The sequence below is a fragment of the Mycobacterium sp. shizuoka-1 genome (assembly GCF_002723835.1).
GTDB lineage: Bacteria > Actinomycetota > Actinomycetes > Mycobacteriales > Mycobacteriaceae > Mycobacterium.
This window is the reverse complement of record NZ_BEWG01000033.1, coordinates 93,043-107,109: the sequence shown is the minus strand read 5'-3', so window position 1 is coordinate 107,109 and position 14,067 is coordinate 93,043. Positions and strand designations below refer to the sequence as shown.

Here is a 14,067-nt window from a genome sequence, read left to right as displayed (position 1 = left end):
TCATCGACGGTTAAGGGGGTTGCCCATGTTCGGCCATGACAACCGTGAATTGGCTGCGGTGTTCGCCGGCGGCGCCATCGGCACCGCCGCCCGCGCCGGCCTGGCCACGCTGCTCGTGACCGATCCGGCCCGGTGGCCCTGGGCGACGTTCGTGGTCAACATTGTCGGGGCGTTCCTGCTGGGCTACTTCACCACCCGACTGCTGGAACGGCTGCCGGTCTCGAGCTACCGTCGGCCGCTGCTGGGCACCGGTCTGTGTGGCGGGTTGACGACGTTCTCCACCATGCAGGTGGAGACGGTGCGGATGATCGAGCACCACCACTACGGCCTCGCCGCCGGCTACACCGTGGCCAGTATCGCCGCGGGCCTGGCGGCGGTGTACACCGCGACCGTCATGGTCCGCCGGGTCAGGATCCGCGCGTGAGCGTCGCGGTATGGGCCGGTGTGCTCGTGATCGGCGGACTCGGCTCGGTGGCCCGTTTCATGGTCGACAAGGCCGTCGCCCGCCGCGCCGCCCGGTCCTTCCCGTTCGGCACGCTGACGGTCAACATCTCCGGTGCGGTGCTGCTGGGCTTCATCACCGGATTGACACTGAGCCACCAGGCCGCACTGCTGGCCGGCACCGCCTTCGTCGGCGCCTACACCACCTTCTCGACCTGGATGCTGGAAACCCAGCGCCTCACCGAGGAGCGCCAGATCAAGCCGGCCGTGGCCAACGTCGTCGTGAGCGTGGCCCTCGGTCTGCCCGCCGCCATGCTGGGCCAGTGGATCGCGAGCCTGATATGACCCATCTCAAGCTGACCACCTACTTCGGTGAGCGGGCCCGGGCCGGCTCGCGATTCCTGGCCGAGGCCATGCTCGACACCTACGCCGAACATCAGGTGGCCGCCAGTGTGATGCTGCGCGGGATCGCCAGCTTCGGTCCGCGCCACGTGATCCGCAGCGATCAGTCGCTGACTCTCTCGGAGGACCCGCCGGTCGCGATCGCCGCCGTCGACACCGAGGAGGTGATCGGCGCGCTGATCGGCGACGTGGTCGAGATGACCCCGCGCGGCCTGATCACCCTGGAAAGGGCCCAGCTGCTCGGCAGCGATCTGGCGCAGGCGCCGATGCCCGACGGCGACGCCGTCAAACTCACGATCTACATCGGCCGGCGCCGCCGGGTGAACGGTCTGCCCGGCTACTACGCGGTGTGCGATCTGCTCCACCGCCATGGCTTCGCCGGGGCCACCGTGTTCCTCGGCGTCGACGGCACCGCACACGGTCAGCGCCGCCGCGCCCATTTCTTCAGCCGCAACATCGACGTGCCGGTGATGGTCATCGCGGTCGGCACCCGAGCCCAGGTGCAGCAGGTGCTGCCCGGCCTCGAGGAGGTGCTCTACCAGCCGCTGATCACCGTCGAGCGCATCGGTGTGTGCAAACGCGACGGCCAATTGCTGGCGCGCCCGCCGGCGCTGCCTGCCGTCGACGCCCACGGCCGCGAATTGCGCCAGAAGCTGATGATCTACACCTCCGAATCCACCCACTACGACGGCGCGCCGATCCACCGCGCCCTGGTGCGCAAGCTCTGGGAATCCGGAACAGTCAGCGGTGCAACGGTATTGCGCGGAATCTGGGGCTTCCACGGTGACCACAAACCGCACGGAGACAGGCTCATCCAGTACGGCCGTCAGGTACCGGTGACCACGATCGTCGTCGACACCCCCGAGGTGATCGCGGGATGTTTCGATCTGATCGATGAGGTGACGGGCTCGCACGGCCTGGTGACCTGCGAGATGGTGCCCGCCTTGGTGATGCTCGACGGCGGCGAGCGCCGCGGGGCCACCGACCTGGCCGACTACCGCTACTAGCTGTCGGCCAGCACCGTCAGCAGGATCACCGCGTCGTCGACCGCGTGCAGGCCGTGCCGTTCGCGAGGGACGACCAGCAGATCGCCTTCGCGCCCCTCCCAGGTGTCCTCGGCCGTGGTCAGCCGCACGGTGCCGCGCAGCACCTGCAGCGTGGTCTCCCCCGGGCTGTGGTGCTCGCTGAGGTCACGCCCGCCCGCCAGGGCGATCACCGTCTGCCGCAGCTGATGGTCGTGGCCCCCGTGAACGGTGTGCGCCGATCGCCCGCTGTTCGACGAGCGGGCCGCGGCCAGGTGTTCGTCGGCCAGCGCCGACAACGAAACCGAATCCATGACTTCCTCCATCAGAAGTTGAGCAACTCGACGCCGCCCACGAGCAGCGCGGCCACCTTGATCACTTCGAACACGACGTAGACGTAATGCGCGCGGGACCGGCCGGCCTCCGCCTGGCCGGCGTCGGCCAGCACCGCGTCAGAGCGTCGCCTCAGGGCCGGCCGCACCCCGATCACTTGGATCAGCAGGGCACCGATGGCCACCAGGACAGCCGCGGTGACACCGGCACCGGGTGTGCCGACCACCAACGCGGCCACGACGATCGCGGCCAGCACCGCTTCGCAGGCATTGAGCGCGCGGAAGACGAGCCGGCCGATCCCCAATCCGAGCTGGATGGTGATGCCGGGAGCCCGGAATTTCAGCGGCGCCTCCAGGAAAGAGATCGCCAGCACCATCCCGAGCCAGAGGAACACCGCAGCCACCGCGACCGCTGCCCAGTGCTGCACCGTTGACTCCTCACTGCCTGTGCGCCCCGGACCCCAACTGTGCCAGACGTGCCACGTCCACCGGGCGGAGTTCGCGTAGCGCAACGACCGACGGGTGAATTCCTATCGTGGCCAACGGATTCTGACAGTCCGAGCCTGGGATCGCGTCATGATGGACCCATGCGCGATGACCCGGTGGCCCAGTTGAAGCGTTGGGAGGATGCCGGCGCCCACTGGGCGGTGCTCGATCGTCACGCCCACTCGGTGACCGTCGCCCTGTATCGCTGTGACGGCGGCGAGGAGGTCGACCGGTTCAGCTCGGCCGACCCGGCGCTGCTCGCCTATGTCCGCGAGCGGGACACCAGCTGGTGAGCCCGCCGGCTCACAACCGGATGAAACCGCCGTTCCACCAGACTCCCCAAGCGGGTAGGTCGGCGTTCCAGACCACCGGCAGCCAGGGCGCCCACGGCGGCGGTGGCGGCGGCGGCGGTGCCCATACCGGCACCACACCGTCGATATCGCCACGATGGCCGGGTGGCGGCAGATAGCCCTGCCCCGGCGGCAGGGGATTTCCAGGTCCGCCCGCGTTGACCCCAGGCCCGCCGGGCACCCACGGCGGCCCGGGTGGACCGGGTGGACCAGGCGGATCGGCCTGGGCCAGACCGGCCCCGATGGTCACGGCGGCGGCCAGGCCCGCAACGGTCAGCTTGGCAATGCTCGTGATCGTCATGGTGGGAAGTGCTGTACCCGATTGATGCTGTCGGGTAAACACGAGGACATGCGCGGGACGGCTTGGGGCGCGGTGGCCGGAATCGGCCTCACCGCGATGACGGCCTGCGGTGAGAGCAGTTACACCACACCCACGCTGACCACCACAGACACCGCCGGATCGACCAGTTCGACCACCACTGCGGCAGCCGCACCGGCGTCGTCTGCGCGCAGCGTGAAGTGGGTGGACCTGACCGCCGGCGACTGCCTGGCCGACCCGCCACCCGCCGACCCGGCGGTGGTGATGGTCGACGTCGTCGATTGCGCCCGGCCGCATCGGGCCGAGGCGTATCTGCGCGCCCCGATTCCGGTGAACGCGGCCCTGGCCGACGTCGCCACCACCGAATGCGCCACCGGGCTCGAGCGCTACACCGGGGCTCCCCGCGCCGCGACCTACACCAGCACCTACCTCATCGACTCCGATCAGGACCGAACATCGGACAACCCGTTCCCGAGCACGGTGATCTGCCTGCTGCAGGGCGCCGACGGGCAGCCGCTGACCGGCACGGCCCGCCACTCATGACACACCGCCACCGGCTCGATTGGGCGTCATGGGTCCAGCCCGGTAGGGTCGGTATGTTGTCTAACCACTACCTAGGTCAAAGCGCGGCCGATCTGAACACAAGGATCTGATGGCCCATGCGCGCATCGTATGACCCAGAGGTGCTCAACCCCTCCGGCTTCGCCGGCGCCAACAAGCGGCCTATTTCGCTGCTGCTGATCGAGGACGACCGGGGCGACGCCCTACTGGTCGAGGAGCTGATCGACGACGCCGGCGCCGACATCACCGTCGAGTGGGCGGCGTCGATCGCCATCGCCGAAGAGACACTGTCGACCGGTCGGCCCGATTGTGTGCTGCTGGATCTCAACCTGCCGGACGCGAACGGTATCTCGGCCGTCGACCGGATCGCCAAGATCGATGCCACGCTGCCGATCGTCGTGCTCACCGGCCTCAACGACGAACACTTCGGCATGTCCGCGATGGCCTCCGGCGCCCAGGACTACCTCGTGAAGGGCCACGTCGAACCCGAGACGTTGCACCGCTCACTGCTCTACGCCATCGAACGTAAGCGCGCCGAGCTCACCGCCGTCGATCTGCACACCAGTCAGGCGCGCGCTCAGGAGAACGCCAGGCTGGAACGAGCGCTGCTGCCATTGCCCCTGCTCGACGACGATCCGGGGGTCACGATCGTCACCCAGTACCGTCCCAGCCGGGAGAACGCCCTGCTGGGCGGCGACTTCTTCGACGTGGTCCAAACCCCCGACGGCACCGTGCATGTGATGGTCGGCGACGTGTCCGGTCATGGTCCCGACGAGGCGGCGCTGGGTGCCGCGCTGCGAATCGCCTGGCGCGCCTTGACTTTTGCCGGACTGCGCGGCAACGAACGCATGCGCCGCCTGGAACAGATCCTGCGCGCCGAGCGAGCCGGATCCGGAATTTTCGCCACAGTGCTCAGCGTGGCGCTCTGGCCGGACGGGCGGGGGTTCACCGCCGTCCGCGCCGGCCACCCCGGGATGCTGCTGCACGGGCCGGGCACCGTCGAATGGCTCGAGCCCCCGGCCGGACCGGCACTGGGGCTGGGCGCGCAACAGTGGCCGCAGAACGAGCTGGAGCTGCCCGACGGGCATGGGTTGGTGTTGCTCACCGACGGCCTGTTCGAAGGGCATTCCGGCGTGGGCAACCAACGCCTGGGCGAGGACGGCCTGTTGGAACTCGCCCGTTCGCTCGCCACACTGCCCGGCCCCGAGTTCGTCGTGTCCCTCATCGAAGGGGCCGAAGCCCGTGCCCAGTCGAACGGCGGGATCACCGACGACATCGCGGTGGTGCGGGTCCAGCGGACCCGCCGATGAAAGAGGTCGAGGGCACCCGGCTGTCCGGCATGACAGTGCGGGGCTGGCTCAACCTGGTCCTGGTAGTGGTCGGCGTCGTCGTGTTCGGCGGCGCACTTCTGGCCGCGGTGCTGCTGAACCGCACCGACGACACGAGCCGCCAACTCGTCGACGACATCCAGCCCGCTCGCATCGCCGCCTACCAGCTCCAGGCAGCCCTGCGCGACCAGGAGACCGCGATCCGCGGTTACGTGATCGCCGCCGACGCACAATTCCTCGCCCCCTACTACGACGGGCAGAAGTCCGAACAGGAGGCTGCGCAACGCATTCGACAGCAGCTGGCGGGCCGCCCGGACCTCATCGGCGATCTGGACGCAATCGAACAGGCTGCGGCCGCGTGGCGCAGCCGCTATGCCGATCCGTTGATCGCCAGTGTGACGCCGGGGTCGCCCAGCGGCTTGACGAGGGCGAATGCCGAAGCCGGCAAGACACAATTCGATTCCCTGCGAGCACTGTTCGACACCCAGAACGAGCATCTGGCCAGCGCGCGCACCGACGCGCTCGATCAACTCAACACGGCCAAGACCTGGCGTGACCGAGTCCTCGCCACCGTCATCGCCGCGTTCGTGATCACCGGATTCGCCATCGCGATCCTGATCCGCAACGCCGTCACCCGCCCGCTGGAGTCGCTGGCCGCGGCGTGCCGGCGGATCACCGGTGGCAGCTTCGGCGAACACATCGACCCACAGGGCCCCAAGGACATCCGCGCCATCGCCGCCGACGTGGAAGACATGCGGCGGCGCATCGTGGAGGAACTCGAGGCATCCAGCGCCGCGCGTAGTCAACTGGACGAACAAGCCGACGAGCTGCGCCGCTCGAACGCCGAACTCGAGCAGTTCGCCTACGTGGCCTCCCACGACCTGCAGGAGCCGCTGCGCAAGGTCGCCTCGTTCTGCCAGCTGCTGGAGAAGCGTTACGGAGACCAACTCGACGAACGCGGCATCCAGTACATCGATTTCGCCGTCGACGGCGCCAAGCGGATGCAGGTGCTGATCAACGACTTGCTGACGTTCTCCCGAGTCGGCCGACTGAACGCCACCCAGGTCAAGGTGAACCTCGACACCGTGCTCGATGCCGCGATCGCCAACGTGGCAACCGCCATCGAGGAGACCGGTGCCGAGATCACCCGGTCCGGCGACCTGCCACGGGTGCTGGGCGATCCGACACTGCTGACGATGATGTGGCAGAACCTGGTGAGCAACGCCGTGAAGTTCCGCCGTGACGACCAGGCCCCCCGCATCGCCATCACCTGTGAACCCGGCGCGGGTGACCACGAGGGACAGTGGATGTTCACCTTCTCCGACAACGGGATCGGTATCGCCGACGAGTTCGTCGACAAGGTGTTCGTGATCTTCCAACGACTGCATGGCCGAGATGCGTACGCCGGCACCGGGATCGGCCTGGCACTGGTCAAGAAGATCGTCGAGCACCACGGCGGCGACATCTGGATCGACACCTCCTACGACGGCGGAACCTGTTTCCGCTTCACCCTGCCCGCCATGACCGCCGCCGAACCCCAGCCGCAATTGGAAGGAACCGCATCATGACCGATACCGGTCGCGCGATCGACGTCCTGCTCATCGAGGACGATCCCGGAGACGAACTGATCACCCGGGAGGCCTTCGAGCACAACAAACTCAACAACACCTTGCATGTCGTGCACGACGGCGAGGAAGGGTTGGACTACCTGTACCGGCGCGGCCAGTTCGCCGAGGCGCCGCGGCCCGATCTCATCCTGCTGGACCTGAACCTGCCCAAGTACGACGGCCGCCAGCTGCTCGAGATGATCAAGTCCGACGACGACCTGCGCTCCATCCCGGTGGTGGTGCTCACCACCTCCTCGGCCGAGGAGGACATTCTGCGCAGCTACAAGCTGCACGCGAACGCCTACGTCACCAAGCCGGTCGACCTCGATCAGTTCATGAGCGCGGTTCGCCAGATCGACGAATTCTTCGTCCAGGTCGTGCGCCTGCCGGGCGGTCAGTCCCGGTAGGCGCGGGCACCGGCTATCCCTTCCGGGATAGCGATCCCTCCCGAGGGGGTCTGATCAGACCGGCTCCACGGTGCTTGCATGGTGATGGTCGTCACCACCGAGCCAGGAGCACACCACCATGGGATTCTTCACCGACGCCGCCGACCTCGACAGGTACATCGGCGGAGTTTTCCGAGATGCCGGAGAACACCCCGAGTCGGGACCCAAGCTCAAGGCCGCCAACCTCGTGATGCGGGTGATCTACACCGACCCCGACTGCGAGATGACGATGGTGTTCCACGACGACTATCGCGTCATCTCGGGCCCGTCCGACACCAAGGCGGACGTGACACTGTTGATGCGCGGCGATACCGCCGACCAGTTCTGGCGCGGTGAATACAACCTTGCCATCGGACTGGCCAAGGGCCAGGTGAAGGCCAAGGGGCCGGTCAACAAGATCCTCAAACTGGTTCCCCTCACCAAGCCGCTGTTCCCGATGTACCGGGAGAAGATCGCCGAGAAAGACGCATCGCGTGCCTGAGACCATGCGGGCCGCGGTGCTGCGCGCGCCGCACCGGGTCGAAGTCATCGACGTCCCGAAACCGGTGATCACCGAGCCCACCGACATCCTGGTGCGCGTCGAAAAGACGGCAATCTGCGGGACGGACCTTCACCCCTACGAGGGCCGCTTGACCGTCGAATCCGACATCATCCTCGGACACGAGTTCCTGGGCGTCGTCGAAGCAACCGGGACCGCGGTGACGCAGGTGCACCCGGGCGATCGTGTGGTCAGCTCCTGTGTCGTCAGCTGTGGTGCGTGTTATCAATGCCGCCGCCATCAGCCCGGAAACTGTGCGGGATCACGGATCTTCGGGCTGGGATTGGCGTTGGGTGACCTCGACGGTGGGCAAGCCGAATACGTCGTCGTGCCCAACGCCGACCTGACCGCGCGCCTGGTCCCCGGCAACGGCAGCGCCGACGACGAAGACATTCTCTTCGCAGGCGACATCATGACGACCGGTTACGAGGCAGTCGCCCGCGCCATGCGCCCCGGTGACACCGTCGCGGTCGTCGGCGCCGGCCCCGTCGGACTGTGTGCCGCCATGGCGGCCATCGCCCTGGGCGCACTCCAGGTGATCGTCGTCGACAAGGTCGGCGAACGACTCAAAGAAGCCGAGATCCTTGGTGCGGTCGCCGTCAACGCCGCCGAAACCGACCCAGCCGACGCCGTGCTGGACCTCACCGACTGGCGGGGCGCCGATGTCGTGGTCGACGCGGTCGGCCACGAGTCCGCGCTGTGTTCGGCGATCTCGCTGGTTCGAGCCGGCGGAACGCTGTCGATTCCTGGTGTCTACAACGAGGACTCGATCACCCTCCCATTCGGCGAGCTCTACCTCAAAGGTGTGCACATGCAGATGGGGGTGTGCCATGTCACCGAATACATCGACGAGGTGATCGCCCTGACGAACGCAGGCAAGCTCAGTCCGAGCTCGATCATCTCCCATCGAATGGGCCTCTCGGACGCCGCCGAGGCCTACCGGATGTTCGAGGCCCGCGAAGCCACCAAGGTCGTCCTCGACCCGCAGGCGTGAGCTGATTCCTCTTCTCGCCCAACCACATCGATCAGACCTAGGAACCACGATGACCGCTACCGACGGTGAGCTCTTCGCTGCCGATCTGTCCTGGGACGACGACGACACCGTCGATGTCCCGCCCACCAACGAGGTCGCCGCAACCCGCAGTTACGACGCCGTCAACATCAGCAGCGACGCGTTCTGGGACCTCGACCTGCCCGAACGCGAACCGGTGTTCGCCGAGCTGCGTCGCAGCCGACCGGTGAGCTGGCAACCTCCGATCGAGACCGCAGTCTCTCCCGACCCGGACGACCCGGGGTACTGGGCCGTCGTGCGTCATTCGGACATCGTCGAAATCAGTCAGAACAACGACGTATTCGTCTCGCGTTACGGTGTGATGTTCGACATGCTGCCACCGGTGTTCCTGGAGATGGCAATGTCGTTCTTGGCGATGGACAACCCCCAGCACCACAAGATTCGCAGGTTGGTCAGTTCGGTGTTCACCCCGCGCCAGATACGGCGCATCGAGGGCGATATCGCCTCGCGGGCCAAACGTATCGTCGCGGCCGCCGTGGCCAAATCACGCGACGGAGAATCCGTCGACTTCGTCGGTGACATCGCCCGACACCTGCCGACAGAGATGTTCGGCGACATGTTCGGCTTCCCCGAGGAACTGCGGGCCGCCGTCGTCCACGCCGCCGACGAGACGCAAGCCTGGGCCGATCCCGAGTTGTTGGCCGGTCGCGATCCGGCCGAGGTGCAGGTTGAGGCGGCACTTCGCATCCACGAGATGACCGAGAGTCTCATCGACTTGCGCCGCGATCAGCCTGCCGAGGATCTTCTGACCGCACTGGTGCACGCCGAAGTCGACGGCGAGCGCCTGTCGGAGTTCGAGATCGGCGCGACGATGGTGTTGTTCTCGGTGGCCGCCAATGACACCACTCGGCACACGTCGAGCCTGGCAGCCAAGGCACTCAACGACTTTCCCGATCAGCGCCGGTGGCTATGGGAGGATTTCGAAGGCCGCATCGATGTCGCGGTCGAGGAGTTCTTGCGCTGGGGTTCGGTGGTGCAGAACTTCCGCCGCACCTGTGTCAGCCCCTACGAATTGGGCGGCCAGCAGATCCTGCCCGGCGACAAGGTCGTGATGATGTATGCCTCGGGTAACCGGGACGAGACGGTGTTCGAACAACCCAACGCATTCGTGTTGGACCGCAAGCCCAACCCCCACTTGGCATTCGGCGGGGGCGGGATCCACTACTGCCTGGGCAGCCAGCTGGCCAAGGTGATGTTGCGATCGCTGTTTCGCGAGCTGCACACGCAGACACCCGATTTCGCCACCGGCGAGCCAGCTCTGGTGCGAACGAATTTCATTCGCGGTGTGGTCAGCATGCCGTTCGAGCCGGGAGCACGACGATGAGCACCTGTCGGGTTGTGCTCGACGCGAGCCGGTGCGCGGGAATCGGGCTCTGCGAGGCCGCCATGCCCGAGGCCTTCTCTGTCGACGACGACGGGCACCTTCACCTTCGGGCGACCGAGTTCACCGAAGAACACCGTGCAGAACTCGAAGACATCGTGGCGCACTGTCCGACACAGTCCCTGTCGCTTCAGATCATCGACTGACGCGAGCCCCTCACGCGCCGGCCGACTGGTAGAGCATCGCGACAGCCTCCACCCGGTTTCCGGCCCGCAGTTTCCGCAGAATGTGCTTGACGTGCTGCTTGACCGTGCCTTCCGAAATCACCAGATGGGTCGCGATTGCGGCATTGCTTCGACCTTCGGCCATCAGCTCGAGGATCTGAAACTCCCTCGCGGTCAACACATCGCGAACCGACCGGACGGCCCGCCTGGTGACCCCGAAGGCCAATGCGAACTCAGCGCTCTCGGGATCCGCCGACAACGGCTGGTCCAACGAGAATTCGCCCACACCGTCCACCTTGTTCTGACTCTGGGTCGCAGCGCTTCTCATCAGCGCACCGACATCGCGCAGGCCGTCGGCGAGATGCGCTCTGCTGAAGGCCAACTGCAACGCTCGGGCGTAGGTCGCCAAGGCGTCACAATCCGAGGGGCCCGGATCACGCCCTTGCAAATAGCAGTCGGCGTGCAGCAGACCCACGACCTGATTACCGGACAGGATCGGTGCCGCCGCGTACGACCGCGACCGCGAGGCATCGGCGATCGGCCGGTGTACTCGCGAATCGGTCTGGACGTCGGTGACGATCATCGCCTCCCGGCGCCGCACGATTTCCGTCTCGTGCAGCCCCGGAACCAGCTGCTGCGGCTTGGTCTGGCCAACTCGGTTGATCTCATCGGCCCATTGCGGGTCGTCGGCGATGTGCACCGATCGCGACACCCACAGTCCATCGATCACCCGGGAGAAGATCGCACGATCAAAGCCGAGGTAGCTGGTCAGCTGGGGGGCCAGGCTGACCAGGGTGGCCATCGTCGGAGTCGCAGACTCCAGTCGGGAGATTACGTCGCCGAGCCGCTGGGACGATCGAGCCGCCCGGGTCAACGCAGCGTCGGCGAGCGTCAACCGGCGGAGCAGATCGAGTACCGCGACCGCCGCCGGCCGGTCGTCGAGGAACTCGGCCAGCACCGACCAGGCGTCGTCGACGATCGACTGCGCGTCAGCCGCACGGGGTTGCCATTTCGGATCATTCGTGTCCGCGATATCGCGCAAGCCGTCGAGAATCGCCTGTACCCGCTGCTCGTCACCGCCGGGCATCGCCGCAACCGCCGGCTGCGCGCGGGTGTGATCCATCGCACAAGGATACATAGCGGCGACCAGTGAAACATCACGTTCTCGGCGACTCGGAGATCGTCCGATTCGACCGCTCCCGCGCGTGGCAGCAAAGCAGGGCGAACATGTCGGCAGGCCATCAGCACGGCTCCGCGCTGCACTGGCGGTCCGCCGCCCATCCGCCGAGCGGCACCGATTCGCCGTTGGTCCGCGCCGGCGACATGCACGGTCGCGCGGGAAAAGATGCAGGAAAACTGGCTGTCTGCCCACTGCTTGGCCGACGCACCCGGCCTGGCAGGGGCCACGCCTAACTCTTTGGGGGTAGAAATTCGCCCCCATCGAGGAGCAGCAACCGTAGCAACGCTCACGATAGCGTTCCGCCATGCCGCCGGCCGTCATCGTCGAGTCCGGGTTGCCGACCCATTCGGCGCCTGGCGGGCTGCTGTGACCACAACCTCTCCCCTGGCCAAGCCCGTGCGCGCCTTCGGCGGCTTCATCGGCATGTCGCTGGACACCCTGGTGGGAATGTTCCGCCCGCCGTTCGCGTGGCGCGAATACCTGCTGCAGACCTGGTTCGTGGCCAGGGTCTCGGTGCTGCCCGCGCTCATGCTGACCCTGCCCTACTCGGTGCTGCTGGTGTTCACCTTCAACATCCTGCTCGGCGAGTTCGGCGCCACCGACTTCTCCGGCACCGGTGCCGCGATCGGCACGGTCAACCAGATCGGACCCATCGTCACGGTGCTGGTGGTCTCCGGCGCGGGCGCCACCGCGATGTGCGCCGACCTCGGCGCCCGCACCATTCGCGAGGAGCTCGACGCGCTGCGGGTGATGGGCATCAACCCGATCCAGGCGCTGGTCGTGCCCCGAGTGCTCGCGGCCACCACTGTGGCACTGGCGCTTTCGGCGACCGTGATCCTGGCCGGGCTGACCGGCGCCTACATTTTTTGCGTCTACATCCAGCACGTCTCACCCGGCGCCTTCGCCGCGGGGCTGACCTTGCTGACCGGGATGGGTGACGTCATCGTCTCACTCACGAAGGCCACGCTGTTCGGCTTGGCGGCCGGGCTTATCGCCTGTTACAAAGGGATTTCCGTCGGCGGCGGTCCGGCGGGGGTCGGCAACGCCGTCAACGAGACCGTCGTGTTCACGTTCATGGTGCTGTTCGCGATCAACGTCATCGTGACAGCCGTCGGCATCCAGTTCACCGTGTCGTGAGGACCGAACGGTGAGCGTCAGTACGCCGAGCAAGCTGCACCCCAGACTGGCCGACAGCCTGCAGGGTGTCATCGGCGGCTGGAATCGGATCGGGGCTCAAACCCGCTTCTATGCAAAGACATTGGCGGCGATCCCCGAGGCGGTGACTCGCTACCGCAAGGAGCTGCTGCGGCTCATCGCCCAGATGGGGCTGGGCTCCGGCGCGCTCGCGGTGGTCGGCGGTACCGTCGCGATCGTCGGGTTCCTGACCATGACCACCGGTGCGCTGGTCGCCGTCCAGGGCTACAACCAGCTGTCGTCGGTCGGTTTCGAGGCGTTGACCGGATTCGCCTCGGCGTTCTTCAACGTGCGGCTGATCGTGCCCGGCACCGTGTCGGTGGCCCTGTCGGCCACCATCGGCGCAGGCGCGACCGCACAGCTCGGCGCGATGCGCATCAACGAGGAGATCGACGCGTTGGAGGTCATCGGGATCCGTTCGGTCACCTACTTGGCGTCCACCCGGGTGCTGGCCGGCGTCATCGTGGTGATTCCGCTGTACTGCATCGCAGTCATGATGGCCTTCCTCGCCGCCCGCACCGGCACGGTCGCCATCTACGGGCAGGGATCCGGTGTCTACGACCATTACTTCAACACCTTCCTGAACCCGACCGACGTGATCTGGTCGTTCATGCAGTCGGTGGCGATGACGATCGTGATCATGCTGGTGCACACCTATTACGGGTTCACCGCCAAGGGCGGCCCGGCGGGTGTGGGTGAGGCGGTGGGTCGCGCGGTGCGCACGTCCATGGTGGTGGCTGCCGTCGAGATCGTGATGATCTCGCTCGCCGTCTACGGCCAGTCCGGCAACTTCAACCTCGCCGGGTAAACATGGCGGAGCTACGTGGTGAGAACCGTCTGGCCGACGGCTGGTGGACGGTCATCCTCCTGCTGGCGATAGGCGCGTTCTTCTTCGTGACCGCGACGGCATTCGCCGGTACGTTTCGCTCCTACGTCCCGGTCACGCTGGCATCGGACCGCTCCGGACTGGTGATGGAGACCGGCGCCAAGGTGAAATTGCGTGGCGTGCAGGTCGGGCGGGTCGGCGGAATCAGCGGCGGGCAGGGCGACGCGAGTCTGCGTCTGGAGATCGATCCGGACCAAATCCGCTACATCCCAGCCAATGTCGGCGCCCAGATCAGATCGACCACCGCGTTCGGCGCAAAATTCGTCGACCTGGTCTACCCATCCGAACCCAGCGCCCAGCGCTTGACCGCCGGCGCAGTGCTGCGGTCGGCCAACGTGACCACCGAGGTCAACACCGT

The 14,067-nt window shown here is 66.7% G+C and carries 19 protein-coding genes; 15 read left to right on the top strand and 4 right to left on the bottom strand.

What is annotated here, in order from left to right:
- Positions 1-25 precede the first annotated feature (25 nt).
- Genes crcB (MSZK_RS11825) through MSZK_RS11815 form a run of 3 tightly spaced genes read left to right on the top strand, consistent with a single transcriptional unit; the run spans position 26 to position 1,850 of the window.
- On the top strand, positions 26-424 hold the full coding sequence (crcB, locus tag MSZK_RS11825; RefSeq protein ID WP_099247973.1) for a fluoride efflux transporter CrcB: 399 nt from the start codon (positions 26-28) through the stop codon (positions 422-424).
- Positions 421-786, top strand: coding sequence for a fluoride efflux transporter CrcB (crcB, locus tag MSZK_RS11820; protein WP_099247971.1), 366 nt, complete (start codon positions 421-423; stop codon positions 784-786). The genes crcB (MSZK_RS11825) and crcB (MSZK_RS11820) overlap by 4 nt, the downstream gene beginning before the upstream one ends.
- On the top strand, positions 783-1,850 hold the full coding sequence (locus MSZK_RS11815; RefSeq protein ID WP_099247969.1) for a DUF190 domain-containing protein: 1,068 nt from the start codon (positions 783-785) through the stop codon (positions 1,848-1,850). The genes crcB (MSZK_RS11820) and MSZK_RS11815 overlap by 4 nt, the downstream gene beginning before the upstream one ends.
- On the opposite strand, the gene MSZK_RS11810 is transcribed toward MSZK_RS11815, so the two are convergent.
- Together MSZK_RS11810 and MSZK_RS11805 are read right to left on the bottom strand one after the other, a co-directional pair.
- Positions 1,847-2,179, bottom strand: coding sequence for a cupin domain-containing protein (locus MSZK_RS11810; RefSeq protein WP_099248025.1), 333 nt, complete (start codon positions 2,177-2,179; stop codon positions 1,847-1,849). The genes MSZK_RS11815 and MSZK_RS11810 overlap by 4 nt on opposite strands.
- Before the next feature lie 11 nt (positions 2,180-2,190).
- The gene (locus MSZK_RS11805; protein WP_371411328.1) at positions 2,191-2,574 is read right to left on the bottom strand and encodes a hypothetical protein; all 384 of its coding nucleotides are present in this window, start codon (positions 2,572-2,574) and stop codon (positions 2,191-2,193) included.
- Positions 2,575-2,784: 210 nt separating this feature from the next.
- On the opposite strand from MSZK_RS11805, the gene MSZK_RS11800 reads away from it, so the two are divergent.
- Positions 2,785-2,976, top strand: a complete 192-nt coding sequence (locus MSZK_RS11800; RefSeq protein ID WP_099247965.1) for a hypothetical protein — start codon at positions 2,785-2,787, stop codon at positions 2,974-2,976.
- Positions 2,977-2,986: 10 nt separating this feature from the next.
- Here the strand turns inward: MSZK_RS11800 and MSZK_RS32305 are convergent, their stop codons facing one another.
- Positions 2,987-3,334: a hypothetical protein gene (locus MSZK_RS32305; RefSeq protein ID WP_158230570.1), complete on the bottom strand. Its 348-nt coding sequence runs from the start codon at positions 3,332-3,334 to the stop codon at positions 2,987-2,989.
- 48 nt (positions 3,335-3,382) lie between these two features.
- On the opposite strand from MSZK_RS32305, the gene MSZK_RS11790 reads away from it, so the two are divergent.
- The 8 genes from MSZK_RS11790 to MSZK_RS11755 all read left to right on the top strand — a co-directional run bounded on the left by MSZK_RS11790 (position 3,383) and on the right by MSZK_RS11755 (position 10,431).
- A complete protein-coding gene (locus tag MSZK_RS11790; RefSeq protein ID WP_099248023.1) occupies positions 3,383-3,895 on the top strand; it encodes a hypothetical protein in 513 nt (170 codons plus the stop codon).
- A gap of 116 nt (positions 3,896-4,011) precedes the next feature.
- Positions 4,012-5,223, top strand: coding sequence for a PP2C family protein-serine/threonine phosphatase (locus MSZK_RS11785; RefSeq protein WP_099247963.1), 1,212 nt, complete (start codon positions 4,012-4,014; stop codon positions 5,221-5,223).
- On the top strand, positions 5,220-6,809 hold the full coding sequence (locus MSZK_RS11780) for a CHASE3 domain-containing protein (protein WP_099247961.1): 1,590 nt from the start codon (positions 5,220-5,222) through the stop codon (positions 6,807-6,809). Before MSZK_RS11785 ends, MSZK_RS11780 begins: the two co-directional genes overlap by 4 nt.
- A complete protein-coding gene (locus MSZK_RS11775; RefSeq protein WP_099247959.1) occupies positions 6,806-7,255 on the top strand; it encodes a response regulator in 450 nt (149 codons plus the stop codon). Before MSZK_RS11780 ends, MSZK_RS11775 begins: the two co-directional genes overlap by 4 nt.
- A gap of 118 nt (positions 7,256-7,373) precedes the next feature.
- A complete protein-coding gene (locus MSZK_RS11770; RefSeq protein ID WP_099247957.1) occupies positions 7,374-7,775 on the top strand; it encodes an SCP2 sterol-binding domain-containing protein in 402 nt (133 codons plus the stop codon).
- On the top strand, positions 7,768-8,826 hold the full coding sequence (locus MSZK_RS11765) for an alcohol dehydrogenase catalytic domain-containing protein (RefSeq protein ID WP_233211244.1): 1,059 nt from the start codon (positions 7,768-7,770) through the stop codon (positions 8,824-8,826). The genes MSZK_RS11770 and MSZK_RS11765 overlap by 8 nt, the downstream gene beginning before the upstream one ends.
- Positions 8,827-8,875: 49 nt before the next feature.
- A complete protein-coding gene (locus tag MSZK_RS11760) occupies positions 8,876-10,228 on the top strand; it encodes a cytochrome P450 (protein WP_099247955.1) in 1,353 nt (450 codons plus the stop codon).
- The gene (locus tag MSZK_RS11755; RefSeq protein WP_099247954.1) at positions 10,225-10,431 is read left to right on the top strand and encodes a ferredoxin; all 207 of its coding nucleotides are present in this window, start codon (positions 10,225-10,227) and stop codon (positions 10,429-10,431) included. The genes MSZK_RS11760 and MSZK_RS11755 overlap by 4 nt, the downstream gene beginning before the upstream one ends.
- A gap of 10 nt (positions 10,432-10,441) precedes the next feature.
- Here the strand turns inward: MSZK_RS11755 and MSZK_RS11750 are convergent, their stop codons facing one another.
- Entirely contained in the window at positions 10,442-11,572 is a 1,131-nt protein-coding gene (locus tag MSZK_RS11750; RefSeq protein WP_233211243.1) for a LuxR C-terminal-related transcriptional regulator, read from the bottom strand.
- A gap of 480 nt (positions 11,573-12,052) precedes the next feature.
- Here MSZK_RS11750 and MSZK_RS11745 point away from each other — a divergent pair, with 480 nt between their 5' ends.
- From MSZK_RS11745 to MSZK_RS11735, 3 genes are all read left to right on the top strand, one after another.
- Positions 12,053-12,766 carry an ABC transporter permease gene (locus tag MSZK_RS11745; protein WP_099248019.1) on the top strand — a complete coding sequence of 238 codons (714 nt, stop codon included), beginning with the start codon at positions 12,053-12,055 and terminating at the stop codon, positions 12,764-12,766.
- Between the two features lie 10 nt (positions 12,767-12,776).
- The gene (locus MSZK_RS11740) at positions 12,777-13,631 is read left to right on the top strand and encodes an ABC transporter permease (protein ID WP_099247953.1); all 855 of its coding nucleotides are present in this window, start codon (positions 12,777-12,779) and stop codon (positions 13,629-13,631) included.
- A gap of 2 nt (positions 13,632-13,633) precedes the next feature.
- Positions 13,634-14,067, top strand: a 434-nt coding sequence (locus MSZK_RS11735; RefSeq protein WP_142389912.1) for an MlaD family protein, incomplete at its 3' end; no start/stop codon positions are given.

Bases quoted from the DNA above. Each gene is read 5' to 3' on its own strand.
- MSZK_RS11780 (WP_099247961.1), top strand. From the start codon at position 5,220: ATGAAAGAGGTCGAGGGCACCCGGCTGTCCGGCATGACAGTGCGGGGC.
- MSZK_RS11790 (WP_099248023.1), top strand. From the start codon at position 3,383: ATGCGCGGGACGGCTTGGGGCGCGGTGGCCGGAATCGGCCTCACCGCG.
- MSZK_RS11810 (WP_099248025.1), bottom strand. From the start codon at position 2,179: ATGGATTCGGTTTCGTTGTCGGCGCTGGCCGACGAACACCTGGCCGCG.
- MSZK_RS11750 (WP_233211243.1), bottom strand. From the start codon at position 11,572: ATGGATCACACCCGCGCGCAGCCGGCGGTTGCGGCGATGCCCGGCGGT.
- MSZK_RS11805 (WP_371411328.1), bottom strand. From the start codon at position 2,574: ATGGTGCTGGCGATCTCTTTCCTGGAGGCGCCGCTGAAATTCCGGGCT.
- MSZK_RS11770 (WP_099247957.1), top strand. From the start codon at position 7,374: ATGGGATTCTTCACCGACGCCGCCGACCTCGACAGGTACATCGGCGGA.
- crcB (WP_099247973.1), top strand. From the start codon at position 26: ATGTTCGGCCATGACAACCGTGAATTGGCTGCGGTGTTCGCCGGCGGC.
- MSZK_RS11800 (WP_099247965.1), top strand. From the start codon at position 2,785: ATGCGCGATGACCCGGTGGCCCAGTTGAAGCGTTGGGAGGATGCCGGC.
- MSZK_RS11785 (WP_099247963.1), top strand. From the start codon at position 4,012: ATGCGCGCATCGTATGACCCAGAGGTGCTCAACCCCTCCGGCTTCGCC.
- MSZK_RS11775 (WP_099247959.1), top strand. From the start codon at position 6,806: ATGACCGATACCGGTCGCGCGATCGACGTCCTGCTCATCGAGGACGAT.
- MSZK_RS11760 (WP_099247955.1), top strand. From the start codon at position 8,876: ATGACCGCTACCGACGGTGAGCTCTTCGCTGCCGATCTGTCCTGGGAC.
- MSZK_RS11815 (WP_099247969.1), top strand. From the start codon at position 783: ATGACCCATCTCAAGCTGACCACCTACTTCGGTGAGCGGGCCCGGGCC.
- MSZK_RS11755 (WP_099247954.1), top strand. From the start codon at position 10,225: ATGAGCACCTGTCGGGTTGTGCTCGACGCGAGCCGGTGCGCGGGAATC.
- MSZK_RS32305 (WP_158230570.1), bottom strand. From the start codon at position 3,334: ATGACGATCACGAGCATTGCCAAGCTGACCGTTGCGGGCCTGGCCGCC.
- MSZK_RS11745 (WP_099248019.1), top strand. From the start codon at position 12,053: ATGTCGCTGGACACCCTGGTGGGAATGTTCCGCCCGCCGTTCGCGTGG.